At 64.0% G+C, this 25440-nt stretch carries 30 protein-coding genes and 1 tRNA gene; 28 read left to right on the top strand and 3 right to left on the bottom strand.

Going from position 1 to position 25440, the window contains the following annotated elements; genetic code table 11:
* Positions 1-137: 137 nt before the first annotated feature.
* The 4 genes from LOZ77_RS07620 (at position 138) to pssA (ending at position 2924) form a co-directional block, all read left to right on the top strand.
* Positions 138-806 carry an OmpW family protein gene (locus tag LOZ77_RS07620; protein WP_230281533.1) on the top strand — a complete coding sequence of 223 codons (669 nt, stop codon included), beginning with the start codon at positions 138-140 and terminating at the stop codon, positions 804-806.
* A 187-nt stretch (positions 807-993) separates the two neighbouring features.
* Positions 994-1215, top strand: coding sequence for a hypothetical protein (locus LOZ77_RS07615; protein ID WP_230281532.1), 222 nt, complete (start codon positions 994-996; stop codon positions 1213-1215).
* 96 nt (positions 1216-1311) lie between these two features.
* Positions 1312-2064 carry a phosphatidylserine decarboxylase gene (locus tag LOZ77_RS07610; RefSeq protein ID WP_230281803.1) on the top strand — a complete coding sequence of 251 codons (753 nt, stop codon included), beginning with the start codon at positions 1312-1314 and terminating at the stop codon, positions 2062-2064.
* The gene (gene pssA, locus LOZ77_RS07605; RefSeq protein WP_370638056.1) at positions 2064-2924 is read left to right on the top strand and encodes a CDP-diacylglycerol--serine O-phosphatidyltransferase; all 861 of its coding nucleotides are present in this window, start codon (positions 2064-2066) and stop codon (positions 2922-2924) included. The genes LOZ77_RS07610 and pssA overlap by 1 nt, the downstream gene beginning before the upstream one ends.
* On the opposite strand, the gene LOZ77_RS07600 is transcribed toward pssA, so the two are convergent.
* Entirely contained in the window at positions 2884-3144 is a 261-nt protein-coding gene (locus tag LOZ77_RS07600; RefSeq protein ID WP_230281531.1) for a hypothetical protein, read from the bottom strand. The two genes, pssA and LOZ77_RS07600, sit on opposite strands and share 41 nt — an antisense overlap.
* A 365-nt stretch (positions 3145-3509) precedes the next feature.
* Between LOZ77_RS07600 and rpsB the strand changes: the two genes are divergently transcribed.
* The 13 genes from rpsB (at position 3510) to rpmE (ending at position 16074) form a co-directional block, all read left to right on the top strand.
* Positions 3510-4262 carry a 30S ribosomal protein S2 gene (gene rpsB / locus LOZ77_RS07595; RefSeq protein WP_230281530.1) on the top strand — a complete coding sequence of 251 codons (753 nt, stop codon included), beginning with the start codon at positions 3510-3512 and terminating at the stop codon, positions 4260-4262.
* A gap of 143 nt (positions 4263-4405) precedes the next feature.
* The gene (tsf, locus tag LOZ77_RS07590; RefSeq protein WP_230281529.1) at positions 4406-5329 is read left to right on the top strand and encodes a translation elongation factor Ts; all 924 of its coding nucleotides are present in this window, start codon (positions 4406-4408) and stop codon (positions 5327-5329) included.
* A gap of 180 nt (positions 5330-5509) precedes the next feature.
* Entirely contained in the window at positions 5510-6427 is a 918-nt protein-coding gene (locus LOZ77_RS07585) for an HAD family phosphatase (RefSeq protein WP_230281528.1), read from the top strand.
* A gap of 119 nt (positions 6428-6546) precedes the next feature.
* The gene (pyrH, locus tag LOZ77_RS07580) at positions 6547-7266 is read left to right on the top strand and encodes a UMP kinase (RefSeq protein ID WP_230281527.1); all 720 of its coding nucleotides are present in this window, start codon (positions 6547-6549) and stop codon (positions 7264-7266) included.
* A 50-nt stretch (positions 7267-7316) separates the two neighbouring features.
* Positions 7317-7874 (top strand): ribosome recycling factor, encoded by a 558-nt coding sequence (gene frr / locus LOZ77_RS07575; protein ID WP_230281526.1) that lies wholly within the window; start codon positions 7317-7319, stop codon positions 7872-7874.
* Between the two features lie 68 nt (positions 7875-7942).
* Positions 7943-8587: a polyprenyl diphosphate synthase gene (gene uppS / locus LOZ77_RS07570; RefSeq protein WP_230281801.1), complete on the top strand. Its 645-nt coding sequence runs from the start codon at positions 7943-7945 to the stop codon at positions 8585-8587.
* Positions 8574-9341 (top strand): phosphatidate cytidylyltransferase, encoded by a 768-nt coding sequence (locus LOZ77_RS07565; protein WP_230281525.1) that lies wholly within the window; start codon positions 8574-8576, stop codon positions 9339-9341. The genes uppS and LOZ77_RS07565 overlap by 14 nt, the downstream gene beginning before the upstream one ends.
* The gene (dxr, locus tag LOZ77_RS07560) at positions 9341-10495 is read left to right on the top strand and encodes a 1-deoxy-D-xylulose-5-phosphate reductoisomerase (RefSeq protein WP_230281524.1); all 1155 of its coding nucleotides are present in this window, start codon (positions 9341-9343) and stop codon (positions 10493-10495) included. The genes LOZ77_RS07565 and dxr overlap by 1 nt, the downstream gene beginning before the upstream one ends.
* A gap of 54 nt (positions 10496-10549) precedes the next feature.
* Entirely contained in the window at positions 10550-11662 is a 1113-nt protein-coding gene (rseP, locus tag LOZ77_RS07555; protein ID WP_230281523.1) for an RIP metalloprotease RseP, read from the top strand.
* A 304-nt stretch (positions 11663-11966) separates the two neighbouring features.
* Positions 11967-14558: an outer membrane protein assembly factor BamA gene (gene bamA / locus LOZ77_RS07550; protein ID WP_230281522.1), complete on the top strand. Its 2592-nt coding sequence runs from the start codon at positions 11967-11969 to the stop codon at positions 14556-14558.
* A complete protein-coding gene (locus tag LOZ77_RS07545; protein WP_230281521.1) occupies positions 14558-15226 on the top strand; it encodes an OmpH family outer membrane protein in 669 nt (222 codons plus the stop codon). Before bamA ends, LOZ77_RS07545 begins: the two co-directional genes overlap by 1 nt.
* Before the next feature lie 20 nt (positions 15227-15246).
* Positions 15247-15723 (top strand): 3-hydroxyacyl-ACP dehydratase FabZ, encoded by a 477-nt coding sequence (fabZ, locus tag LOZ77_RS07540; RefSeq protein WP_230281520.1) that lies wholly within the window; start codon positions 15247-15249, stop codon positions 15721-15723.
* A 126-nt stretch (positions 15724-15849) separates the two neighbouring features.
* Complete coding sequence (gene rpmE, locus LOZ77_RS07535; RefSeq protein WP_230281519.1) at positions 15850-16074, top strand: 50S ribosomal protein L31; 225 nt, start codon at positions 15850-15852, stop codon at positions 16072-16074.
* A gap of 119 nt (positions 16075-16193) precedes the next feature.
* On the opposite strand, the gene LOZ77_RS07530 is transcribed toward rpmE, so the two are convergent.
* Positions 16194-16406, bottom strand: a complete 213-nt coding sequence (locus tag LOZ77_RS07530; protein WP_230281518.1) for a hypothetical protein — start codon at positions 16404-16406, stop codon at positions 16194-16196.
* A gap of 210 nt (positions 16407-16616) precedes the next feature.
* Positions 16617-17264 (bottom strand): 2OG-Fe(II) oxygenase, encoded by a 648-nt coding sequence (locus LOZ77_RS07525; RefSeq protein ID WP_230281517.1) that lies wholly within the window; start codon positions 17262-17264, stop codon positions 16617-16619.
* A gap of 95 nt (positions 17265-17359) precedes the next feature.
* Between LOZ77_RS07525 and LOZ77_RS07520 the strand changes: the two genes are divergently transcribed.
* The 11 genes from LOZ77_RS07520 (at position 17360) to LOZ77_RS07470 (ending at position 25415) form a co-directional block, all read left to right on the top strand.
* A complete protein-coding gene (locus tag LOZ77_RS07520; protein ID WP_230281516.1) occupies positions 17360-17878 on the top strand; it encodes a GspH/FimT family pseudopilin in 519 nt (172 codons plus the stop codon).
* Positions 17875-18240, top strand: coding sequence for a type II secretion system minor pseudopilin GspI (gene gspI / locus LOZ77_RS07515; RefSeq protein WP_230281515.1), 366 nt, complete (start codon positions 17875-17877; stop codon positions 18238-18240). Before LOZ77_RS07520 ends, gspI begins: the two co-directional genes overlap by 4 nt.
* The gene (gene gspJ / locus LOZ77_RS07510; protein ID WP_230281514.1) at positions 18237-18848 is read left to right on the top strand and encodes a type II secretion system minor pseudopilin GspJ; all 612 of its coding nucleotides are present in this window, start codon (positions 18237-18239) and stop codon (positions 18846-18848) included. Before gspI ends, gspJ begins: the two co-directional genes overlap by 4 nt.
* A complete protein-coding gene (gene gspK, locus LOZ77_RS07505) occupies positions 18845-19855 on the top strand; it encodes a type II secretion system minor pseudopilin GspK (protein WP_230281513.1) in 1011 nt (336 codons plus the stop codon). The genes gspJ and gspK overlap by 4 nt, the downstream gene beginning before the upstream one ends.
* 224 nt (positions 19856-20079) lie before the next feature.
* Positions 20080-20156: transfer RNA gene (locus LOZ77_RS07500), tRNA-His, on the top strand.
* 61 nt (positions 20157-20217) lie between these two features.
* Positions 20218-21267 (top strand): Glu/Leu/Phe/Val dehydrogenase, encoded by a 1050-nt coding sequence (locus tag LOZ77_RS07495; protein WP_230281512.1) that lies wholly within the window; start codon positions 20218-20220, stop codon positions 21265-21267.
* A gap of 139 nt (positions 21268-21406) precedes the next feature.
* Entirely contained in the window at positions 21407-22192 is a 786-nt protein-coding gene (ccmC, locus tag LOZ77_RS07490) for a heme ABC transporter permease CcmC (RefSeq protein WP_230281511.1), read from the top strand.
* A gap of 34 nt (positions 22193-22226) precedes the next feature.
* Positions 22227-22370 carry a hypothetical protein gene (locus LOZ77_RS07485; RefSeq protein ID WP_230281510.1) on the top strand — a complete coding sequence of 48 codons (144 nt, stop codon included), beginning with the start codon at positions 22227-22229 and terminating at the stop codon, positions 22368-22370.
* On the top strand, positions 22367-22840 hold the full coding sequence (gene ccmE / locus LOZ77_RS07480; protein WP_230281509.1) for a cytochrome c maturation protein CcmE: 474 nt from the start codon (positions 22367-22369) through the stop codon (positions 22838-22840). Before LOZ77_RS07485 ends, ccmE begins: the two co-directional genes overlap by 4 nt.
* Positions 22837-24843, top strand: coding sequence for a heme lyase CcmF/NrfE family subunit (locus LOZ77_RS07475; protein ID WP_230281508.1), 2007 nt, complete (start codon positions 22837-22839; stop codon positions 24841-24843). The genes ccmE and LOZ77_RS07475 overlap by 4 nt, the downstream gene beginning before the upstream one ends.
* Positions 24840-25415 (top strand): DsbE family thiol:disulfide interchange protein, encoded by a 576-nt coding sequence (locus tag LOZ77_RS07470; RefSeq protein ID WP_230281507.1) that lies wholly within the window; start codon positions 24840-24842, stop codon positions 25413-25415. The genes LOZ77_RS07475 and LOZ77_RS07470 overlap by 4 nt, the downstream gene beginning before the upstream one ends.
* Positions 25416-25440: the final 25 nt, after the last annotated feature.

Here is a 25440-nt window from a genome sequence, read left to right as displayed (position 1 = left end):
GCGCCGCGATCATTGATATGCGTCAATGAATGCGGGGCGGGGCGGGCGCATCTGGCCGGGCAGGCGTCGCGGTTCGAACAGGCCGCATGGTGCGTGCCTTGCCGTGTCGCTTTCATCACAAGGTTCAGGACGCGATAATGAAAAAGACCCTGTTCGCGGCGGCTGCGGCCGTCTTTGCCATGGCCGCGGGCCACGCGCAGGCCCAGGAAGCCGGTACGGTTCAGGTCAAGCTGCTGGGCACCGCCGTGATGCCCGACGGCAAGATCACCGATGTCGACACCGATCTGGTCGGGCTGCCCGCCGATACGCAGACCAGGGCGAACGACAATTTCGTGCCCACGCTGGCGATCGAATATTTCTTTACCGATTATCTGTCGGTCGAAACGATCTGTTGCCTGACCCAGCACGATGTTGACGCGACCAGCGGCATTCCCGGCGCGGAACTGGTGTCCAACGCCAGACTGATCCCGGCGACCGTCACGGCCAAGCTGCATGCCGATCTGGGCGCGGTGAAGCCCTATATCGGGGCAGGCCCATCGCTGTTCCTGTGGATCGACGAAAAGCCGGGTTCGACCGCGGTCGATCTGGGGGTCGACAGGTTCAAGATGTCGAACGAGCTGGGTTTTGCGCTGCAGGCGGGCGTCGATATTCCGCTGGGCGATGGACCGATGGGCGTGACCCTCGACGCCAAGCGCTATTTCATCGACACCGATGCCAAATGGTACGTGGACGGGACCAAGGTGATCCAGACTACGCACAAGCTCGATCCGTGGGTGCTCAGCGCCGGTCTCAGCTACCGGTTCTGACCGGATCGCGCGCACGGCGACCCCTGACGAACGGGGGGCTGTACCAATTGATACAGCGCCCCCGTTGCCAAGCGTCTAGTCAGGCAGCGGTTCCGGCTCGAGTCGCGGGGGACGGACTGGAGCCGGGACTTCGCCCTATCGGATCAGGTCGGGCCGGTTCGCCATGGCCGGGAAAGGGATCGCCATCATGCAAAGCTATCGCCTGAAGCTGACCGACGATGGCATCGGGATCGAGAAATTTATCGACTTCGAAGGGATCGACGCCAGCTCCGCCCTGTCGGTCCTGCGTAACGAGATGGACGGGCGCCGCGCCGAATTATGGAGCGGCGAGCATCTGGTCTGCACGCTGGAACGCGACCGGCAGGGTGGCGGTTTCTGGCGGATCAACCCGCTGGCCGAACGCGGCTAGCGCGCTTTTTGCCGGCATCGCTTTTGCGCAACAAGATCGTGGGTTCGCATGGCCATCGCGCTTGCCGCTACGGCTGGCAGGCCCTAGATGGCGATGATGGCAGGTGAAATACTCGATAATGAAGGACGCGGCGAAGCTGGCTGGAGCTGGCCGCCGATCCATCCCGAAGGCCGCAAATACGGTCTGATCTCCGGCGTGATCGCGCTGGGCTTCTTGCTGGGGCTCGACTGGGAGATCGTCGGCTGGCCGCTCTTGCTGCTGACATTTGGCGTATTCGCATTCTTCCGCGATCCCAAGCGCGTGGTGCCGCAGGACCCCGATGCGATCATCGCGCCCGCAGACGGGCTCGTCACGCTGATCCGCAAGGTGCCGCCGCCGCCCGAATTGCAGCTGGACGACGGTTCGGGTTCGGCAGGGCTTGGAACCGAAGAGGTCATTCGCGTTTCCATCTTCATGTCCGTGTTCGACGTCCACATCAATCGCGCCCCGATTTCGGGTACGCTGCGCCGTCTGGTCTATATTCCCGGCAAGTTCATGAATGCCGATCTGGACAAGGCGAGCGAGGATAACGAGCGTCAGCATTTCCTGATGGAGCGCGAGGATGGCGTGCTGGTCGGCTTTACGCAGATCGCGGGGCTGGTCGCGCGGCGCATCGTGCCTTTCGTCAAGCCCGGCGACATGCTGGCGGCGGGGCAGCGCGTGGGCCTGATCCGGTTCGGCAGCCGCGTCGATGTCTATCTGCCCGCCAACACCGAACCGTCGGTCGTGCTGGGTCAAAAGACGATCGCGGGCGAAACCGTGATCGCGCGTATCGGACAGACGAAGCTGATCGAAGGCATCGCCCTTTGATGAACGGCCCGTCCGACAGCGACGATCTTTTCGACGACCCGAATGGTGCGGATGGCGATATCGGTCCGCGCATTACCCATGGCGAACGGGCGGTTCCGCGCCGCCGGACGCGGGGCCTGTCGATGCGGGCGGTCACGCCCAATGCGATCACGGCGGCGGCGCTATGTCTGGGGCTGACGGGCATTAAGTTCGCCATTGCGGGCCAATGGTCGATGTCGGTTCTGGCCGTGTTGATGGCGGGCGCGCTTGACGGGATCGACGGGCGGATCGCACGCTTGCTTCGCGCGCAAAGCCGGTTCGGCGCCGAACTCGACAGCCTTGCCGATTCGCTTTCGTTCGGCGTGGCGCCCGCGCTGATCCTTTACCTCTGGTCGTTACAGGATCTGCCGCGTATAGGCTGGTTTGCCTCTCTGGCGCTGGCCATGTGCTGCATGCTGCGGCTGGCCCGTTTCAACGCGCAGATCGACGTCGAGGATCAGCCGCATAAGTCCGCCGGTTTCCTGACCGGCGTGCCTGCGCCGGTGGGCGGGGGGCTGGCATTCCTGCCGCTCTATCTGTGGATGGCGACGGGCGAGGCGATGTTCCGCGATCCGGTGCTGGTTGCGGTCTGGGTCGTGCTGATCGCGTTCCTGATGATCTCGAACCTTGCCACACTGAGCTGGACGTCGATCAAGCCGGGCCGGTCGGTGCGGATCGAGCTGATCGCCTTTGTCGGACTGCTGGGCGCGGCATTGTTGCTGGAACCCTGGCTGACACTGGTGGCGGTCTGCGTCGTCTATATTGCGCTGATCCCCTATGGCCTCTGGCGCTATCGCAAGGTCAAGCGGCAGCGCGCAGCGGAGCGTTCGGCAGCGGGCTGACAGCCCGCTTGCGGACCGGAAGTTCCACGATTTCGGCCTTTGTCCCGGCGTAGTGACGGCGCGGTGCCTCCGGCACCTCGCTTGCCGCGTCCAGCGCGCGGTAATCCGCCAGCATTTCGATCAGCATCCTGCGCACGCCCCATGCGCAGCCCAGCGCAATGGCGGCAAAGGTAAGAACGGGTGCGATCGCGACAAGATCGCCGGTCAGAAAATCGGTCATGGTTTACGATCCCCTTTTGTTCCATTCGCCTTGCTGCTATAGAACGCAGGCGATCCGGAAATGTGACGTTAGGCATTGATACGTAATTGACTGTCTGACAGCTTTGTTCACTTTTTGTTCCGATCTGTCAAGCCTGTTCATCGGGCCCGTCGTATGCGGACCGTCCGGCGCCCCGTAACGCATCGGGGCTTCCCATTGCCTGCAATTGCCGCTAAGGGCGCGCCGTTCGCATGATTCTGCGTCCGGATTTCCTGGGCGGGTCAGGCGGGCAAATCCACATGGAAGGCACACATCAACCGGTGCCGCGCGGGCCACAGCCTGCGGGTCATCCGCCTTCCAGAGGTCAAACCGGAAAGGAAACGATTATGGCGTCCACTGGCGTCACCATGCAGCAATTGATCGAGGCCGGCGCACACTTCGGCCACCAGACCCACCGCTGGAACCCGCGGATGAAGCCGTATATCTTCGGCGCCCGCAACGGTGTTCACATCATCGACCTGTCGCAGACCGTGCCGCTGTTCCAGCGCGCGCTCGACTTCGTGTCGGCCACTGCGCAGGCAGGCGGCAAGGTGCTGTTCGTCGGCACCAAGCGGCAGGCACAGGACCCGATCCGCGAGGCCGCGCTCGCTTCGGGCCAGTATTTCGTGAACCACCGCTGGCTGGGCGGCATGCTGACCAACTGGCAGACCGTTTCGAAGTCGATCAAGAAGCTGAAAACCATCGAGGAACAGCTGTCGGGCGACACTTCGGGTCTGACCAAGAAGGAAATCCTCGACATGACCCGCAAGCGGGACAAGCTCGAGCTTTCGCTGGGCGGCATCCGCGACATGGGCGGCATTCCCGACGTGATGTTCGTGATCGACGCCAATGTCGAGGAACTGGCCATCAAGGAAGCCAATGTGCTTGGCATTCCGGTCGTTGCCATCCTCGACACCAATGTCGATCCGTCGGGCATCTCGTTCCCGATCCCAGGCAACGACGATGCGGCCCGTGCCGTTCGCCTGTACTGCGACGCCATTGCCGAGGCTGCACGTCGCGGCGGGCAGAAGGGCGCAGCGGATGCCGGCGTCGACATCGGCGCGATGGAAGAACCGGTCGCGGAAGAAGTCGCCGGTTGATCCATGAGTGATGCGGGGCATGGCCGGTTACGTCATGCCCGCGTCATCGAAGGCTGCTTGAGAAGCGGCCGCACGGAAATTCTGCCCGGCCGGTCCAGCATCATGCTGCCTGCCGGGCATCACATTTGAAAAGGACATGAGCGATGGCTTACACCGCCGCTGACGTGAAGGCCCTGCGCGAGAAGACCGGCGCGGGCATGATGGATTGCAAGAAGGCGCTGACCGAAACCGACGGCGACATGGAAGCCGCTGTCGATTTCCTGCGCGCCAAGGGCCTTGCCGCTGCTGCCAAGAAGTCCAGCCGCACCGCGGCCGAAGGTCTGGTCGGCGTGGCCGTTGCAGGGACCAAGGGCGTTGCGGTCGAGGTGAACTCGGAAACCGACTTCGTCGCCAAGAACGACCAGTTCCAGAACTTCGTTCGCACCGCGACCGAAGTGGCGCTTGGCGTGGACGGTGACGATGTCGAGGCGCTGAAGGCGGCTTCGTACCCCGGTGCGGGCACGGTTGCCGAAAAGCTGACTGACAATGTCGCCACCATCGGCGAAAACCAGCAGATCCGCCGCATCAAGTCGGTTGCGGTCAGCGAAGGCGTGGTCGTGCCCTATATGCACAATGCCGCCGCCCCGAACCTTGGCAAGATCGGCGTTCTGGTCGCGCTGGAAAGTTCGGCTCCGACCGAGAAGCTGGAAGAGCTGGGCCGTCAGCTGGCCATGCATATCGCCGCAGCTTTCCCGCAGGCGCTGACCGCCGAAGGCCTCGACGCCGACGTGATCGAGCGTGAGCGTGCCGTTGCCCGTGAAAAGGCTGCCGAAAGCGGCAAGCCCGAAAACGTGCAGGAAAAGATGGTCGAAGGCGCCGTGGCGAAATACGCCAAGGAAAACGCTCTGCTGTCGCAGATCTTCGTGATGGACAACAAGACCCCGATCCAGCAGGTCGTCGATCAGGCTGGCAAGGATGCGGGCGCCAAGATCGTGCTGAAGGATTATGTCCGCTTCCAGCTTGGCGAAGGTATCGAAAAAGAAGAAAGCGACTTCGCAGCCGAAGTCGCCGCTGCCGTGGGCGGCTGAACTTTCAGCCACGCGGTTCCTTTACGGGACTTATGGACGGGCCGGAAAGCATTTGCGCTTTCCGGCCCGTTTGTTTTGGCGTGTATCGCTGTTCGGTCCGGCCATCAGGGTAACCCCCGATTGCCGCGCGGCCCGCAATGGCTCCAAATCCGCCGAATTGCCAAATAAAGGGGGCCGCCCGTGACACAAGAACCGCTTCCATCGTGGCGCAAGGGTGCCGCCCGCAGCGCGATCGTGAATTTCGTGACGCGGGTTACCGATCCCGACGGGCCTGCCTTTGTGCCGCCCGCCGACCGGATCGCGACATTTGACAATGACGGCACTTTGTGGTGCGAGCGGCCGGTTCTGGCGCAGTGCTTCTTCGCTCAGGAACGTCTGGACGCGTTGATCGTGCGCGATCCCGCCATCGCCGCCCGCGATCCGTTCAAGGCCTATGCCGAGCGGGATGTGCCGCGCATGAAGGAGCTGGGCAAGCGCGCCCTGCTGGAAGTGCTGACCGCGGTGCATGGCGGATCGACCGAGGAGGAATTCGCCGCCATCGTGCAGGAATGGCTGGGCCGCGCGACCAATCCGGTGCTGGGGCGGCGCTTCGTCGATCTGACATATCGGCCGCAGATCGAATTGCTGGCCTATCTGCGCGCCAACGGTTTCAGGAATTTTATCGTCTCGGGCGGCGGGATCGATGTGATCCGCGGCTTTTCCGAACAGGCCTATGGCATACCGCGCGAATGCGTGATCGGCTCCAGCCAGCAGCTTGCTTTCGAAATGCGCGGCGATACGGGCGTGATCGTCAAGCAGGCCAGCCTCAACAGCTTTGACGACCGCGAGGTGAAGCCCGTCAATATCGCGCTGCATATCGGGCGGCGGCCGATACTGGCGTTCGGCAATTCCGACGGCGATCTGGCGATGATGCGCTATACCTTGTCGGGAGAGGGCGCGCGCATGGCCTTGCTGCTGCACCATGACGACGACGCCCGCGAATTCGCCTATGACCGCGATTTCCTGCTCAGCCCGCTGGCCGAGGCGCTGGACAGGGCCGGGGAATACGGCATCACCAAAGTCAGCATGAAGGACGACTGGGCCAGCATATTCGCCTGATGGCGCGGCGGATTAGTCCGGAATTTGCAGAGGACGCCACCAACAGCGCCCTTGGCTTTCGCGCGCGGCGGTTTTAAGGCCCGAACACACCCACCGACATCGCGCAGAGATCGTCCTTCATGCCCCTTCCGCAATTCAAACGCATCCTCCTGAAACTTTCGGGCGAAGTGCTGATGGGCGACCAGCCCTTTGGCATCGATACCGATTACGTCGCCAAGCTGGCGCAAGAGGTGAAGGCGGCCAAGGAAACGGGGCTGGAAATCTGCCTTGTGATCGGGGGCGGCAATATTTTTCGCGGCATGGCGGGCGCGGCCAAGGGCATGGACCGCGCGCAGGCCGATTACATGGGCATGCTGGCAACGGTGATGAATGCGCTGGCCATGCAAAGCGCGCTGGAACAGATCGGCGTGGAAACGCGGGTGCAATCCGCCGTGCAGATGGATCAGGTTTGCGAACCGGTGATCCGCCGCCGCGCGGAACGGCATATGGAAAAGGGCCGGATCGTGATTTTCGCCGCCGGTGTCGGCGCGCCCTATTTCACCACCGACAGCGGCGCAGCCCTGCGCGCCGCGGAAATGCGTTGTGACGCGCTGTTCAAGGGCACCAGCGTCGACGGCGTGTACAATGCCGATCCCAAGAAGGACGCATCGGCAACCCGATACGATACCGTGGGTTACGACAAGGTGCTGGCCGATAATCTGAAGGTGATGGATGCCAGCGCCGTCGCCCTGTGTCGTGACAATGATATTCCCATCGTCGTGTTCTCCATCCGCGAGCGGGGCAATCTGGCCCGCGTGCTGGCGGGAGAGGGCGTGCAGACCGTGGTGGGCAACAGCTGATTTGACGGGGTGTCATACCCCTTTGTTTCGAACCGAGAGGAACTTGAACCATGGCCAAATTCGATAAGGCCGATCTGGAACGCCGCATGGCAGGGGCCGTGGAATCGCTCAAGGGAGATCTGGCGGGTCTGCGCACCGGCCGTGCAAACGTCTCGCTGCTCGATCCCGTGGTGGTCGAGGTTTATGGCGCAATGATGCCGCTGAACCAGGTGGCGACCGTCTCCGCCCCCGAACCGCGCATGCTGTCGGTGCAGGTGTGGGACAAGTCGAACGTGATCGCGGTGGAAAAGGGCATCGCCCATGCGGGCCTCGGCCTTAACCCCTCGATAGACGGGCAGACGCTGCGCCTGCCGATCCCCGATCTGACCGAGGAACGCCGCCGCGATCTGGCCAAGCTGGCGGGCAAATATGCCGAGGCCGCGAAGATCGCGATCCGCAACGTCCGCCGCGACGGCATGGAAGCGCTGAAGGAAGACGAGAAGAAGAAGGAAATCTCGGAAGACGAGCGCAAGCGTCACGAGGACGAGGTCCAGAAGCTGACCGACAAATATGTGGCCGAAACCGACAAGGCGGCCGAGGCGAAGGAAAAGGAAATCCTGAGCCAGTGAGCAAGGCTGCGCCTTCGGTTTCCGTGGCCGGCTGCGATGGCGGTGGTCCGCGCCATGTTGCCATCATCATGGATGGCAACGGGCGCTGGGCCAAGAAACGCCTGCTGCCCCGCGCCATGGGGCACAAAAAGGGCGTGGAAGCGGTACGCAGGCTGGTCCGTTCGCTGCGCGGCACGGGGGTAGAGGCGCTGACGCTCTATGCGTTCAGTTCGGAAAACTGGAAGCGCACGGCGGAAGAAATCGCCGATCTGACCGCATTGATGAAGCATTTCATCCGGTCCGACCTTGGCGAGATGATCGAAAATGGCGTGCGCCTTCGCATCATCGGCGACCATTCGGCGTTCGAGCCGGAGGCCGTGGCGCTGATCGACGATGCGCTGGCGCGCACCGCGCATAATACCGGCACGGTGCTGACGGTGGCGCTGAATTACGGCGCGCAGCAGGAAATCGCCCGCGCCGCCGCGGCTGCGGCCGCATCGGGCGAGGTGACGGTCGACAGCATTTCGGCGCATCTCGACACGGCGGACCTGCCGCCGCTGGACCTGTTGATCCGCACCAGCGGCGAAATCCGCCTGTCGAATTTCCTGCTGTGGCAATCGGCCTATGCTGAATTGTATTTCACCGATGTGCTCTGGCCCGATTTCACGCCCGCGCATTTTCAGGAAGCCGTGGCCAGCTTCGAAGGCCGCGAGCGGCGCTATGGCGGACGCTGAAACCTCTCCCGGATTGCCGGAACGCAGGCGCGACCGGCTGATGCGCGCGATGCGCGTGCCCATTGCTGTGCGTACATCGGATCTGCCCAAGCGCGCGGCCTCGGCCGTGGTGATGCTGGCGGTGGTCGCGCTGGCGTTCTGGATCGGCGGCATGGCCGTGCGCGTGCTGATCGGCGCGGTGGCGCTGGCCTGTTTCTGGGAATGGCAGCGCATGGTGCGCGCGCGCGGCATATCGGTGTTCGCCAAGGCGATCTGGATGGCGGGCGGAGTGCTGTATATCGGCCTTGCCGCTTGGCTCTTGATGGAATTGCCGCTGGACGCGCTGCCGGTGATCATGGGCGTGGTGATCTTTACCGACACCTGCGCCTATTTCGCGGGGCGCACGTTCGGCGGGCCCAAGATCGCGCCGCGCATCAGCCCGTCGAAGACATGGTCGGGTCTGGTCGGCGGGATGACGGGGGCGGCGCTGTTCCTGTGGATCATCATGGCCGTGCTGGTCTGGGCCGACGGCGAAAGCGGGCAGAGCGTGCCCGAATTGCTGTTCGCCCCGTTGGGCGGGCTGTATGTGGTGCTGGGCGCGGTGCTGGCGGTGGCCGCGCAGGCGGGCGATTTCTTTGAAAGCTGGATGAAGCGCAAGGCGGCGATGAAGGATTCGTCGGGGCTGATCCCCGGCCATGGCGGTGTGTTCGACCGGATCGACGGGCTGTTGCCTGTTGCCATTCTGGTCGGTCTGCTCTTCATGTACGTGTTGTAATGCGGACGATTTCCATATTGGGGGCCACCGGCTCCATCGGCGCGTCGACGCTGGACCTTGTGCGCCGCAATCCGGCGGACTGGCGCGTGGTCGCGCTGTCGGCCAAATGCAATGTGCGCGAACTGGCGGCGCTGGCGCGCGAATTCAACGCGGCGGTCGCGGTCGTCGCCGACGAAGCCTGCCTGCCCGACCTGCGCGAGGCGCTGGCCGGAAGCGGGATCGAGGCTGCGGGCGGCGCGGACGCTTTGGTCGAGGCAGCGTCGCGTCCGGTCGACATGTTCGTTGCCGCCATCGTCGGCTGTGCGGGGCTGGCCCCCACCATGGCCGCGATCGAACAGGGCGGCACCATCGCGCTGGCCAACAAGGAAGCGCTGGTGTCCGCGGGCGAGGTAATGACCGCCGCCGTGCAGCGCCACGGCGCGACCCTGCTGCCGGTCGATTCCGAACATAATGCGATCTTCCAGTGCCTGCAGGGCGGGCGGATCAGCGATGTCCGCTGGATCACGCTGACTGCCAGCGGCGGGCCGTTCCGCGATGCCAGCATGGAACAATTGCACGCAGCTACCCCCGCGCAGGCGGTAAAGCATCCGAACTGGTCGATGGGCGCCAAGATCAGCGTCGATTCGGCCACGATGATGAACAAGGGTCTGGAATTTATCGAGGCGTTCCACCTGTTCCCCGTGGGGCTGGACCGGCTGCGGATCATCGTTCACCCGCAAAGCATCGTCCATTCCATGGTCGAATATCGCGACGGGTCGACACTGGCGCAGCTTGGGCCGTCGGACATGCGCGTGCCCATCGCCAGCGCGCTGGCTTGGCCCGCGCGGATGGATACGCCGTGCGACCCGCTGGATCTGGCTGCCATCGGCACGCTGGAATTCCGCGCTCCGGACGAGGTTCGCTTCCCCGCGACGCGCCTTGCGCGCGAGGCGGCCGCCCATGGCGGGGCCGCGCCCGCCGTTCTGAATGCCGCGAACGAGATTGCGGTGGCCGCCTTTCTGGACGGGCAGATCGCTTTCACCCGCATCGCCGCCATGGCCGAGGATATGCTCCAGCAAGGGACGCTTCCGCCGCCGCCCGCATCGCTCGACGATGTTCTGCTAGTCGATGGCGAGACGCGCATCAGGGCGCGGGCATTGCTGCAAGCGGCCTGATCGCTGCATTTCCTGCTTGGACCGCGCAATGGGGCGGGCTAGTAAAGGCGACCGATGTTCGAAAATCCGTCCATTTTCACCGCCATTATCGGCTTTCTTCTCGTCCTTGCCCCGCTGGTCGTGGTGCATGAGCTGGGCCATTATCTCGTCGGCCGCTGGTTCGGCGTAAAGGCAGAGGCGTTTTCGGTCGGTTTCGGCAAGGAAATCGCCGGCTTTACCGACAGTCGCGGCACACGCTGGAAGCTCTCGGCCTTGCCGCTGGGCGGCTATGTCCAGTTCGCAGGCGACATGAACCCCGCCAGCCAACCCTCTGACGAATGGCTCGAATTGCCCGAGGAAGAGCGGAACCGGACCTTCCAGTCGAAATCGCTGGGTGCGCGCGCGGCGATCGTGGCCGCAGGGCCGGTAACGAACCTGCTGGTTGCGATCCTGATCATCGCGGGGTTCACCATGGCCTTTGGCAAGCTGGTCGCGGACCCCGTCGTCGGCGGTTTTGTCGAGGATTCGCCTGCGCTGGCCGCAGGCATGGAACTGGGCGACCGTGTGCTGCGGGTGGACGGCGCGCCCGTCGAAACATTCGACGATGTGCGCGACCGCGTGCTGCCCTATCCGGGCGACCCGCTGACCCTGACCGTGCTGCGCGACGGGGAAGAGCGCGAGATCAGCTTTAACATCGACACCCATATCGAACGCGACCGTTTCGGAAACGAATTCCGCCTTGGCCGTATCGGCGTTCTGGCCGAGGAAGGCCATGCCGTGCCCGTGGGGCCGCTGGGCGCCTTATGGGAAGGGACGCGGACCACGGGGCAATTACTGCACCTGACCACGGTGGGTCTGTGGCAGATCGTCACCGGCCGCCGCCCCGTCAGCGAGCTGGGCGGGCCGATCAAGATCGCGAAATATTCGGGCGAACAGCTGATCTCGGGTTGGTATGCGTTCATCTCTTTCATCGCGATGATCTCAATTAACTTGGCATTCATTAACCTCCTGCCAATTCCGGCGCTCGACGGCGGGCATCTCGCCTTTTACGCGGCGGAGGCTGTCCGTCGGAAACCGATATCCGCAAAGGGCCAGGAATGGGCTTTCCGCACCGGAATGGCGCTCGTGCTGACCTTGATGGTCTTTGTCACGATCCTCGACATCAGCTCGCTCAATATTTTCAGCTGACCGCGCCCGTCGGGGCGACAGGGTGCCGCAGCGATGCGACCGGACGAACGGGCATCGCGGATAAGCGGGGGCTTTGTCTTGATCGCCGTCGCCGCATCGGGCAGATGGCCCGCATCCGGAATCCCGCCGGGGTCAGGCCTATCGGTGAACCGCGCGGTTTTCAGGATGCGGAGATGCCCCTTGGGCCGGTGTTTTTACGCGGGATGGGGACAAAACCCGCCGGTGCGCTTGCACCGCGAAGTGTCAGGATCGAGTATTGCGCATGATAAGACGGGATGGATCGCCGATGGCGAAAGCGGCAGGCATGAATAAAACCGCGTCGGGACTGGCCGGTGCAGGCATGCTGGGCGCCCTGCTGGCGACCTCGGCACTCAGCGTTCCGGCCCTCGCGCAAGAGGCGCCGTCGATCGCTCCCGGCTCGCAGGCGCTGCGGACCGTGCCCGAAGGCAATGTGATCCGCACCATTTCGGTATCGGGCGCCCAGCGGCTGGAGCCGCAGACGATCATGTCCTATATCCAGCTGCGTCCGGGCCAGACCTATACGCAGGCCAGCGCCGACCAGGCGCTGAAGGATCTGTACGCGACCGAATTGTTCGGCGACGTCAAGATTTCCGAAACCGATGGCCAGGTGCTGATCCAGGTCGAGGAAAACCCGATCATCAACCGCATCATTCTTGAAGGCAACAAGCGCCTCAAGAACGACAAGATCCTGCCCGAGATCAAGCTGGCCCCGCGCCAGATCTATACGCGGTCCAAGGTGCGCGCCGACGTCAACCGCATTATCGAGCTGTACAAGCGGCAGGGCCGTTTCGCCGCTTCGGTCGAGCCAAAGGCGGTGCAGCTTGACCAGAACCGCGTCGATATCGTGTTCGAAATCAGCGAAGGGCCCAAGTCCAAGGTCCGCCAGATCAATATCATCGGGAACGAGGAGTTTTCCGACGGCGAGCTGCGCGGCGAGATGCTGACGAAGCAGACCGGCTTCCTCTCCTTCATTTCCGGCAACACCAGCTATGACCCCGACAAGCTGGCATTCGACCAGCAGAAGCTGCGCCAGTTCTATCTGACTAATGGTTATGTCGACTTCCGCGTCGTTTCCGCCGTGGCAGAGCTTACGCCCGACAAGGAAGACTTCATCATCACCTATGTGGTGGAAGAGGGCGAGCGGTATAAATACGGCGACGTTTCGGTCGACAGCCAGCTGCGCGACTTCAATTCCGAAGTGCTGACGCGTCAGCTGACCATGAAGACCGGCGAATTCTATAACGCCCAGCAGGTCGAGGATACGATCGAGGGCCTGTCGGAAACAATCGGCGCGTTCGGCTATGCCTTTGCCACGGTCGATCCGCGTTACGACCGCGATCCCGAAAACCGCACGATGAGCGTGGAATTCGTGATCAATCAGGCACCGCGCACCTATGTCGAAAAGATCGAGATCAACGGCAATACGCTGACGCAGGACAAGGTGATCCGCCGCGAATTCCGTCTGGCCGAGGGCGATGCGTTCAACTCGCTGCAGGTGCGCCGTTCGACCAACCGCATCAACTCGCTGGGCTTCTTTCAGGAAAACTTCGAGATTGCGCAGGAACCCGGCAGTGCCGACGACCGCATCAACCTGATCGCCAATGTCGAGGAAAACCCCACCGGCGAACTGCAATTGTCGGCCGGTTTCTCCAGCCTTGAAAGCTTTATCCTGCAAGGCTCCATCCGCGAGCGGAACTTCCGCGGGCGGGGGCAGACGGTGGGCCTGTCGCTCAACTATTCGCGCTATTCCAAGGCGGCGCAGGTCAGCTTTACCGAACCCTATGTGTTCGACCGCAATATCTCGTTCGGGGCGGATATCTATCGGCGCGATTACAACAGCTTCAACTATTATTCGAACGAGCGGAACAACACGTACGAAAACCAGACCACCGGCTTCTCGCTGCGTGCGGGCACGCCGCTCAGCGAATATCTGACGGTGATCGGGCGCTATACGCTGAATTTCGAGGATGTGTCGCTGGGCGACCAGTATTTCTCCGATCCCGATGGCGACGGTATCGAAACCTGCGATCCGCTGATCGCGGGCCGCTATCTGTGCGACGCTTTGGGCAAGCGGACCAGCTCGATCCTTGGCGCGTCTCTGGTGTGGGATAACCTCAACAACCGCATCCGGCCCAGCCGCGGGCACCGCATCGTCGGCAATGTCGATTTCGCGGGCCTTGGCGGCAATGTGAAATATCTGCGCGGCCGCGTGAACGCCGCGAAATACTGGGGTCTGGGTTCGGGCTTCATCTTCTCGGTTCAGGGCGAGGGCGGCTATATCCACGCGCTGGAGGACAATAACGAGCCCTTTACCGACGATGTCCGCCTGACCGACCGTTTCTTCCTGGGCGAGCCGCAGATGCGCGGTTTCGACATTCGCGGCATCGGTCCGCGCGTGCTGCGCAAGGCGGTGATCGACGGCGAGGTGAGCGAGGACCGCGACAACTGGACCGACGACGCGCTGGGTGGCCGCGCCTATTACATGGCCCGCGCCGAGATGGAGATCCCGCTGGGATCGGGCGCGCGCGAAATGGGACTGCGCCCTTCGGTGTTCGTCGACGTGGGCGCCGTGTGGGGCCTGACCGATCCGGAAGTGAACGACATCTATTACCAGATCGATTCGGTTGACGATGAGGGTAATCCGACCGGATTTTCCTATGTCACCAATCCGGTCGCGCCCGATGGCAGCGATAACGAGCTGGTATTCGTCGAGGAATATGTCGGCGACAGCCCCAAGCCGCGTGTGGCCGTGGGTATCGGCGTCAACTGGAATTCACCGTTCGGTCCGCTGCGGATCGACTTCTCGAAGGCTCTCGTCAAAGTCGAAGGCGATGATCCCAAGACCTTCAGCTTCAATGTAGGAACGCAATTCTGATGAAACTCAATGCCCCCAAAGCGGTTCTGGCCGCTCTCGCCCTTGGCGCCGCTCCGGTGTCGATGATCGCCCTGTCGGCCCCTGCCGCGGCGCAGATCGTTCCCGGCATCGGCATCGCCAACCCTGATGCGATCGTCGCCGCATCCAGCGCGTTCCAGAACGCCGAAACGCAGCGCCAGACGACCTATAAGGCGCAGATCGATCAGGCAGAGGCACGCCGCGCGCAGATCGCCGCACAGCTTGAACCGCTGTACACCAAGCTGGAAGCGGATTCGCAGGCCGCCAGCCCCAACCGTCAGGCGCTGCAGCAGCAGGCCGCGCAGATTCAGCAGATCGAACAGTCGGGCCAGGCCGAAATCAACCGCATGCTGCAGCCCGTGGCCCTGTCGCGCGCCTATGTCGTCGAACAGATTTCCGACCAGCTGAACGCGGCGATGGATGCGGCCAAGGCCAAGCGCAAGATCACGCTCGTCATCTCGCCCAGCGCGGTGATTTCGGCGGAACAGGCCTATAACCTCAATCAGGACGTGGTGAACGAGCTGAACCGCCTGATCCCGAATGCGCAGCTGGTGCCGCCCGCCGGCTGGATGCCGCGCGCGCAGCGCGAAGCCGCTGCCGCCCAGCAGCAGGCGCAGCAGCCCGCCGCTGCCGCACCGGCCAGCCGCTAAGCGAGCCGGAGAGATCATCGATGAGCGAGACGTCCTCCCCGCCCGCCGGAACGGACAATGTCGCCGGAATGGCGATCCCGCGCATCCTCGAACTGCTGCCGCATCGCTATCCGATGCTGCTGGTGGACCGTGTGGTGTCGCTCGATCCGGAAACCGGCATTCACGCGGTCAAGGCAGTCTCGTTCAACGAGGATTTCTTTCAGGGCCATTTTCCGGGCCGTCCGATCATGCCGGGCGTCCTGCAGATAGAGGCTTTGGCGCAGGCCGCGGGGCTGCTCGCGGTCGAGGCGCTGGGCCTCGCCGGAACGGGCAAGCTGGTCTATTTCCTGGCGATCGAAAATGCCAAGTTCCGCAAGATGGTGGAACCGGGCCATCTCCTCGATCTCAAGGTCGAATTCGTGCAGCGCCGCGCGCGGATCTGCAAGTTCAAGGGCGAAGCCTCTATCGATGGCGAGGTGACCTGCGACGTCGAGTTCACCGCGATGATCGAGAAATAGGGCGTTTCCCCTAGGCTCTTGCCAGAATCGACGCGCGGCGCTATGCGCCCGCCTTTGCTGAAACCCGGTTTATATAAACCCGAGTGTCCGGTCGGAACCGGATGCAACACGCGGAGAATAATTGCCATGAAGGCCGATACCCATCCCGATTACCACATGATCAAGGTGCAGATGACCGACGGCACCGTGTTCGAGACCCGTTCGACCTGGGGTGCAGAGGGCGATACCCTTGCTCTCGAAATCGATCCGACCTCGCACCCGGCATGGACCGGCGGCACCAAGCAGCTTCAGGAAGGTGGCCGCGTGGCGCGCTTCAACAAGAAGTTCGGCGGTCTTACTCTCAAGAAGTAAGCCCTGCCAGCGCGCCCTTTGGCGCAGCGCTGACAAACGAAAGGCGGCCCCTGCGGGCCGCCTTTTGCGTTTCGGAATGCGGGGATTGATTGCCGGTCGCGCCGGTGCGGCAATCGGGTTCAGGCAATCAGATAGGCTGAAACGCCGATAATCGCCGCCCACAGGCCGACCGCGACGGGCAGGCCAAAGAGCAGCCCGCGATAGGTGCGGATCGTGTCGTCATGCGCCGTGGGGCAGGACTGCACATGCGATATGGCTGACGGCACCAGGGGATCGGATGCAGCCGCCTCAACCTCTTTGCCAAAATCCTGTTCGTGAACGAAGCCTTCCATTGCTTCCCCCGTTGACCTTTGCGCCGGTCACACTGGCCGACAAACCGGCCACATCCCTTCGACTGGCCCTTCACCGTCTTATCTAGACGCAGGGGTACGAAGAAAACCTTGGGAGAATACTTAGGGGATATTACCTAATCGTGCATCCGCGATCTTGGCGCCGTACCGAAAAGGCGCATGTTCATCTGGCGGTAACAACAGATGTTTCGTTTACTGGCGATAGGGCAGTTCGCGGTACCATTTGGTGATCACATATTTCAGCCCCTTGCGTACCTTCATCGCGTGGTGAAGCGTGGCCGCATTGGGCGATCCGTCGGCACGGCGGTTGTTCCAGCAGACCAGCCGGCCCGCTTCGGGCTGGAACATCTTGTTGGCCACCTTGAACCGCGTCGCGCCCCCTGCCTCGGGCGTGTTGAGATAGATCATGAAGGTCCATGTGCGATTGCCGCCGCGCGAACAATTCGCGTCGTAATCGCGCCCGTTGGGCTCGAAATAATCGGTATGCGCCTTGAATTCCTGCCCCACCTCGTACCGCTGGCCCTGCAGCGGCTCGCCATAGACGGCATCGATGCCCGATAATTCCAGCAGGCGTTCCTCCAGCCTTGTCACGACCGGATCGCTTTCGTCGAAATGACAGGTTTCGCTGGTGCGGAAATAATGGTCGCCATTGCTGTCGGTAATGGTCGAAGGCTGGCGGTTCCGGTCGATCAGCTCGATCAGCCGCGCGCGTTCGTCGTCGGGCAGGAAATCGCGTAGGGTGAACAATTCCAGCTTGGGCGAGGGGAGCCGCTGGATATGCGGCGTTTCACGCAGACGCGCACTGACGATAGCTGCCTGTTCGATTGCTTCGCTGGCCATGTGCCTGCCCATAATGGCGCGGCGATCCGCTGCAAAGGGGAAACACGGCAACGGCCTTGCTACCGCCACCGGCTGGGCGCATAGGCTCTGCCGCGATGGACAGGCATCCGAATCTTCGCCTCCCCGCTGCGCAACCGGCGCGGGCCAACGGATTCAGCCTGATCGAATTGCTGGTCGCCCTGTTCGTGCTGGCCCTGCTTGCTTCGGCAGCGGTGCTGGCCCTGCCCGACAGTGGCGGCGATTTGCGCCGCGGTGCCGAACGTTTCGCCGCCCGCACCGGCGCTGCCCGGGACGAGGCGATCGTGACCTCGCGGCCCGTGTCGGTCGTGGTTGGGCCCGCAGGCTATTACTTCGAAACACGCGGCGACGGCGGCTGGCAGCCGCCCGATGCGCAAAGCCTGCAAGGGGGCGACTGGCCATCGGGCACGGTGGTCAGCCAGTCGGGCGCGGAAGCAACCGCCGACGGCATGGTCGCGGGCGGCAATCGCCGCATCGTGTTCGACAGCCTCGGCCTTGCGAGCGAGGAAGCGCGCATCCACCTCAGCCGCGAGGGGCATGACGCCACCGTCTCGATCGCGCGCAATGGTGATATTCGCACGGAAACGGGGCGATGAGGCGCAACGGCTTTACCCTGATCGAAATGCTGGTGGCACTGGCGATTTTTGCGCTGGCTGCGCTGGCGCTGCTGCGGATGGAAGGCGCATCGATTGCGCGCACGGCGGATCTGGACCGGCGGCTGGCGATGGAAGTGACGGCGCGCAATCTGGCCGCCGAATGGATGAGCGATCCGGTCCCGCCCGCGCTGGGCGACGAAAGCGGCATGGTGGAGAATGCGGGGCGCCGCTTTGCGTGGACCCGCCGCGTTGACGCGCCCGAAGCGTTTCCCGGCACGATCCGCATCGTCATGTCGGTGCGCGAAGCGGGCCAGCCGTCGGGCGGCATCAGTTTCGAACTGGTCAGGGCCGCGCCGCAATGATTTCGCGTCCCGTCCGGAACGGTTTCACACTGGTCGAGATGCTGGTTGCGCTGATCATCTTTTCGATCATCGCGGCAGGCGCGCTGGGACTGTTGCGCTTTTCGGTCGATGCCGAAATGGCCAGCCGCGAAAAGACCGGCGACATCGCGGCGCAGCGCCGCCTGATCGCGGTATGGAGCGCCGATATGCAGCAGGCCGCGCCCCGACCCGCGCGCGACAGCGGCGGCGCGCCCGAACCGGCGCTGCTGGCGGGCGAGAATGGCGATCTGCTGGCGATCACGCGCGGCGGCTGGGACAATCCTTCGGGCCGGAACCGCGCTTCGTTGCAGCGCGTGATCTGGCGGATGGACGGGAACCGGCTGGTGCGGATCGGCATGCCTTTCGTCGACGGCGCGGCGCGGCCCGAACCCGGCGTGATGGCCGAACTGCGCGCATCGCCGGTCCTGCGGTTCCGGCTGCGGGGCGGCAACTGGGTGGGCACATGGCGTCCGCAGGACCCCGCCGAATTGCCCGTGGCGGTCGAACTGACATTGCCGCAAAGCGATGGCACCAATCTGCGCGTCGTCACGCTTGTCGGATCGGGCCCCGCGCCGGAGGATGCGCGATGAGCCGCCGGATGACCGCGAAGGGCTGGTTTGCCGAGCGGGGCAGGGGCGCCGCCTTGTTGTCGGTACTGGTGCTGGTGGCGCTGATGACGATCATCGCGACATTGATGCTCGACCGGCTGAATCTGGCGACGCGGCTGGCGTCGAACAGCCAGTCGATGGCGCAGGCGCAGCTTTATGCCGCCAGCGCCGAACAGATCGCCGCCGCCCGCCTGACCCGGCTTGTCGGTGCGGATAGCGACAAGACAGTGGACCGCATCGGCCTGCTGGGCCGCGAACAGGCGATGCCGCTGGCGCGCGGCAGCGTGGCGGTGACCGTTACCGATGCGCAGAACTGCTTCAATGTGAATTCCATCGGCGCGGGCGAGACGGGCGAGGGCAAGCGATTCAACCGCCGCGCGCAGGGGCAATTCCTGCGGCTGATGGAGGGGCTGGCGATCCCCGCCAACGATGCGGCGGTCATTGCCGACGCCGTGGGCGACTGGGTGGACGCCGATGCATCGCCCCAGCCCAACGGGGCGGAGGACGATTATTACCTCTCGCTGCCCGTTCCCTATCGCACGCCGGGCAGGGCCATGGCCGATATTTCCGAATTGCGGGCCGTGCGCGGCATGACAGAGCCGGTCTATCGCCGCTTGCTGCCATGGGTCTGCGCCCTGCCGTCGGGCGACGATGCGATGCTCAATATCAATACCTTGCGTCCCGATCAGGCGCGGCTGATCGCGGCGATGACGGCAGGCACGCTCAGCATCGACCGCGCGCGCGCCTTTATCGCATCGCGCCCGCCTGCGGGGTGGAGTTCGGTGGCGGGCGCAGTCGGGCAGATGGCGCGCGGGGACGATTCGGTATTCGGACCGTCCGCCCTGTCGCAGCTGGCCGTGCGCAGCGAGCTGTTCGCCGCCCGCATCGTGGTGCGGGTGGACTCGGTGGTGCTCGAGGAAACCGCGCTGATCGATGTGGAGGACGGGGCAGGCCGCGTGGCGGCGCGATCATGGGGTGCGGACCGGTAAGCGCATGTGAGTCGCGCGGTTTTTCATCGCCGCGCGTGTTTCGCAAATTGCGCCGAATTATAATATTGCGCCTTCTGTCACGAAAACGCCGATTTTGCTTTTCATGGGCGACGCTTTGTGCAACAGGCCGCCTCCGCCGTTTGCTAGTGCTTGACGCATGATGCCGACAGTGAAAACAGGGCGCCCCTGCCGGCCCGAAAATCCGGCGGAACACGCGCATTATGGCGATCGTAGCTCAGTTGGTTAGAGCGCCGGTTTGTGGTACCGGAGGTCGTGGGTTCGAACCCCATCGGTCGCCCCATTTTCACTTTGTGGGTGAGCCTGTCCTGCTCCCCATGACACGGCAAAAAGGCGGCCCAGCGATGTGGAGCAATCCCGCATTCGACGAGCATGAAAAGCTCACCCTCGTCCATGATCGAGCGAGCGGGCTGGCCGCGATTATCGCCATTCACTCCACCCATCTCGGCCCGTCGGCGGGCGGCACGCGGTTCTGGCATTATGCCAATCCCGACGATGCATTGACCGATGCGCTGCGCCTGTCGCAAGGGATGAGCTACAAGAACGCCATGGCCGATCTGCCGATGGGCGGCGGCAAGGCCGTGATCCTTGCACCCAAGGACGGGACCAAGACCCCCGACATGCTCGCCGCGTTCGGCGATGCGGTCGAGGCGCTGGGCGGGCGTTACGTAACGGCGGAAGACGTCGGCATTTCTGAGGCCGATATGGTCGCGGTGTCGCAACGCACATCCTATGTCACCGGGCTTCCCGCCGACGATAGCGGCGCGGGCGGCGATCCGGGGCCCTATACCTCCTATGGCATCTATCTGGGCCTGAAGGCTGCGGTGCAGCACAGGCTTGGCCGTTCGCTGGACGGCGTGCATGTCGCGCTGCAAGGCGTGGGCAGCGTCGGCGGCGGCCTGGCCCGCCTGCTGGCAAAGGACGGCGCAAGGCTGACGCTGGCCGATGTGAACGCCGCACGGGCAGAGGCGCTGGCCGCCGAACTGGGCGGCAAGGCGGTATCTGCGGACAGCATCATGACCGTGCCCTGCGATGTGTTCAGCCCCAATGCGCTGGGCGGTATCCTTGACAGCGCCAGCATTGCCGCTCTCGATTGCGCGATCATTGCGGGCGGGGCCAATAACCAGCTCGCCACGGCAGATCACGGCAGCGAGCTGGCCGCGCGCGATATTCTCTATACGCCCGATTACGTGCTGAACGGCGGCGGGATCATCGCGGTGACCTATGAATATCTGGCGCGCCGCGACGGGGTGGCGGTCAGCACCGACACGATCGATGCCAAGATCGCCGGTATTCCGGGCCGTCTGCAGGCGATCTGGGACGAAGCGGCCAGCACTGGCCAGCCGGTCAATCTGGTCGCCGATGCCATGGCACGCCGCGCCATCGGGCGCTGATCGCGCAAAATACCGGGAAAAATCGGGCCGCGGGATCGCCGCGGCCCGCCGATTTCGCGGCTGCGGCCTTGTCTAGTGCCCTGCAAACCGGCATGAGCCTTGACCGGCCTTTCGGTCACAGGTTTGCTTAAAGACATCCATGCACGGTTTCGCCAATCCCGCCCGTTTTCTGCGCATCGCCCGCTGGCTGACGCCGCTGTTGCTGCTGTCGGGGCTGGTCGTTACCGGCGCGGCACTGGCCTATGGCCTGTTCCTTGCGCCTGCCGACCGGCTGATGGGCGATACGGTGCGCATCCTTTACATTCATGTGCCTGCCGCGTGGCTGGGGATGGGCGGCTGGACGACCATCGCCATTGCCTCGCTGGTCGAATTGGTCTGGCGGCACCCGCTGGCCGCGATCGCGGCGCGCGCGGCGGCGGTGCCGGGCGCGGTGTTCACCGCGATCTGCCTTGTCTCCGGTTCGATCTGGGGCCGGCCGACATGGGGCACATGGTGGGTGTGGGACGGGCGGCTGACATCCATGCTGGTGCTGCTTTTGCTCTATTTCGCCTATATCGCGCTGGCAGGCGCGGCACAGCGCGACATGTCGGCCGGTGGCGGGCTTTCGGGGGCAGGCAGCCGCGTCACCGCGATCTTCGGGCTGGTGGGCGCGGTCAATGTGCCGATCATCAACCGTTCGGTCGTATGGTGGAATTCGCTGCACCAGCCGCCCAGCATCACCATGGGAAAAAGCGCGATCGATCCGGCCTTTCTGTGGCCGCTGCTGATCGCGACCGTGGGTTTTTCGCTGCTGTTTGGCGGCGTGGTGCTGGCGCGCATGCGGGCATTGCTGGCCGACATTCAGGCCGAGGCGCGGTTGCGGCGCAAGGCCCAAAAGGCAGAGGCGCAGGCAGAGGTTCTTTCCGCCGCGCCCGATAGTCTGTAAGGCACGCGCGACGGATTCGAAGTGACCCCCCAAATTGACTGAAAACCTTGACCATTGGCCCTTTGTGATCGCCTGCTATGCCATCGGCATCGCGGGCACTGTGGCAATGGCGGGGTGGAGCTGGCTGTCGATGCGCCGCGCCGAAAAGCGCCGCGATGACATCAGGGGCCGGAAATGAGCGCTGGCGTCAATCCGCAAGGTATCAAGCCCAAGCATCAGCGTCTGGTGCTGCTGGTGATCGCACTGGTCGTGCTGATCGGGGCGGGGCTGCTGGCGGCATGGGCTTTGCGCAATCAGGCCAGCTATTTCTATGTTCCCTCCGACATTGCCGGCGATCCGCCCGAAACGGGCCGCGCCATCCGGCTGGGCGGCATGGTGCAGAACGGATCGATCCGCCGCCAGCCCGACGGGGTGACGATCGATTTCATCGTCGGCGACGGCACGGCGACGGTTCCGGTGCGCTTTACCGGTATCGCCCCCGATCTGTTTGTCGAGGGATCGGGCGTGGTCGCCGAAGGCAGCATGGATGCGGACGGCACCTTTATCGCCACCAACCTGCTGGCCAAACATGACGAGAATTACATGCCCCGCGAATTACAGGACATGAGCGAGGCGCAGGCAAGGCAAGTGGTGGCCGAAACCGAATGATCGCGGAAACCGGTCTTGCGCTGCTGTGGCTGGCGGGTGCGCTGGCGTTTCTGCAATTCGCGTCGGGCGTATGGGCCCTGGCGGGTGGCGATGGCCAGATGCGCGAACAGCCCGCGGCCGCCGTCCGCCCCGCCGCGGTGATGCAGGGCGTGCTGGCCGCGCTGTCGTTCTGCGCCCTGATGATCCTGTTCATCCGCACCGATCTGTCGGTGCTGCTGGTCGCGTCGAATTCGCATTCGGACAAGCCCCTTATCTTCAAGCTGGCGGGCACGTGGGGCAATCACGAAGGGTCCATGCTGCTGTGGGCGACGGTGATGGGGCTGGCGGGCGCGCTGGTCGCGCTGGTCGAACGGCGGCTGCCCGAAAAGACCATCGTGGCGACACTGGCGGCACAGGCCTTTGTTTCGCTGGGCTTTTATGCCTTCCTGCTGTTCAGCTCCAACCCGTTCGAACGTTTGCCGACGCCGCCGATGGACGGGGCAGGGCTGAACCCGCTGCTTCAGGATATCGGCCTCGCCTTCCATCCGCCGACGCTTTATTTCGGATACGTCGGCCTGTCGGTCGCGTTCAGCTTTGCCGTGGGTGCGCTGGTCACGCGCGAAGTTGGCCCCGCCTTTGCCCGCGCGATGCGGCCATGGGTGCTGGGCGCGTGGATCTTCCTGACCGTGGGCATCACCGCCGGTTCCTACTGGGCCTATTACGAACTGGGCTGGGGCGGCTGGTGGTTCTGGGACCCGGTCGAGAATGCCTCGCTGATGCCATGGCTGGCGGCGACCGCATTGCTGCATTCGGCGGGCGTGCTGGCATCGCGCGATGCGCTGCGGACATGGACGATCATGCTGGGCGTGGTCGCCTTTTCGATGAGCATGGTGGGCACCTTCCTTGTCCGTTCGGGCATTCTGACCAGCGTGCATGCCTTTGCCGTCGATCCCGAACGCGGCACGTTCATCCTTGTGCTGCTAGGCATTTACATCGGCGGGGCGCTGACCCTGTTCGGCCTGCGCGCCACATCGATTCAGGAAGGCAAGCAATTCACCCTGATCAGCCGCGAGGCCGGTCTGGTGTTCAATAATGTGATGCTGACGGCGATCCTTGCGATCGTGCTGCTGGGCACGCTCTATCCGCTGGTGACAGAGGCGTTCGATACGCGCGTGTCCATCGGTCCGCCCTATTTCAATCCGGTGGGCGCGATCTTTGCGTTGCCGATGATGGCGGTGATGGCGGTCGGTCCGCTGCTGCGCTGGCGCGGCGACCGGGCGGGGCGCGTGTCAAAACCCCTGATGCTGCCTGCGGCGGCTACACTCGCCACGCTGATCGCAGCGCTGGTGCTGTCTCCGGACATCGGCATATTGCCGCTGCTGGGCCTTGCGCTGGCGGCGGGGCTGGCGATTGCCAGCGTATTGCCGCTGGCGGGCCGCAATCTGCGCCGCACGCCGCTGCCGGTGTGGGGCATGGTCGTCTCGCACCTTGGCCTTGCGGTCGCGGTGGCGGGCATGGCCAGCGAAAGCGCCTTTTCGATCGAGAAACTGGTCGCAGCGCAGGTGGGCGACAGTGTCGGGGTTGGCCCGTGGGACATCGAACTGGCCGCCATCGATCCGGTCGCGGGCCCGAACTGGACCGCTTTGCAGGCCGATATGCAGGCGCGCTATCGCGGGGCTGCGCCGATTGCGCTGCATCCGCAATCGCGCACCTTCACCTCGCCGGTGCAGACTACCAGCGAAAGCGCGCTGGCGACCCGCTGGAACGGCCAGCTTTACGCCGTTGTGGGCGAGCAGGGTGAGGACGGGCGCTGGCAGCTTCGCCTGTGGTGGAAGCCCTTCGTCCCGCTGATCTGGCTGGGCGGCTTGCTGATTGCGTTCGGCGGGGCGCTGGCGCTGGTCGGCAGGATCGCCAGCGGCTGGCGTCGTCAGGCGAGCATGCGCCGCATTGCCGAGCGGCGGGAAGTCAATCCGCTGGTACGATCCGGCCCTTCGTCAGGCACCACGGCAGGGACCGGAGCATGAGCAATACGGCAACGCAAGGCGCGGCGGACAAGCCCGGCATCGCATGGCTGATCTGGCTGCCGCTGGCGATTTTCGTGATGCTGGGGGCGCTGGTGGCATGGGGGCTTGCCAATCCCGCTTCGACCGAGGTGGAAAGCCGCATGATCGGCCGCCCCTTGCCCGCGCTGGAGCTGCCCGCGGGAACCGACGATCTGCCGACCGTGGTGCTGGCGGGCGCGAGCAGCGAAGGTCCGCGTCTTTTGAACGTATGGGCCAGCTGGTGCGTGCCCTGTATCGTCGAGGCGCCCGTGCTGGACGCGCTGGCGCAGCAGGGTGTGGCCATCGACGGCGTGGCGATTCGCGACAAGCAGGAGGATATCGCCGCCTTTCTGGCCCGTCACGGCAATCCTTATCGCGCCGTCGCGCGCGACGATGTCAGCGCGCTGCAACTCGCTATCGGTTCGTCGGGCGTGCCCGAAACCTTTGTGATCGATGCGCAGGGTATCATCCGTTACCAGCACATCGGCCCGATAATGGAGCGTGACGTGCTGCAGATCATGGCGCAATTGCGCGCGGCAGAGGCGCCGCTGTGAGGAATCTCTTCGCTCCGAGGGCGTG

This window comes from Croceicoccus sp. Ery15 (assembly GCF_020985305.1).
Taxonomy (GTDB): Bacteria; Pseudomonadota; Alphaproteobacteria; order Sphingomonadales; family Sphingomonadaceae; genus Croceicoccus.
Note: the sequence above shows the minus strand (reverse complement) of the source record. Positions and strands in the feature narration are given on the sequence as shown.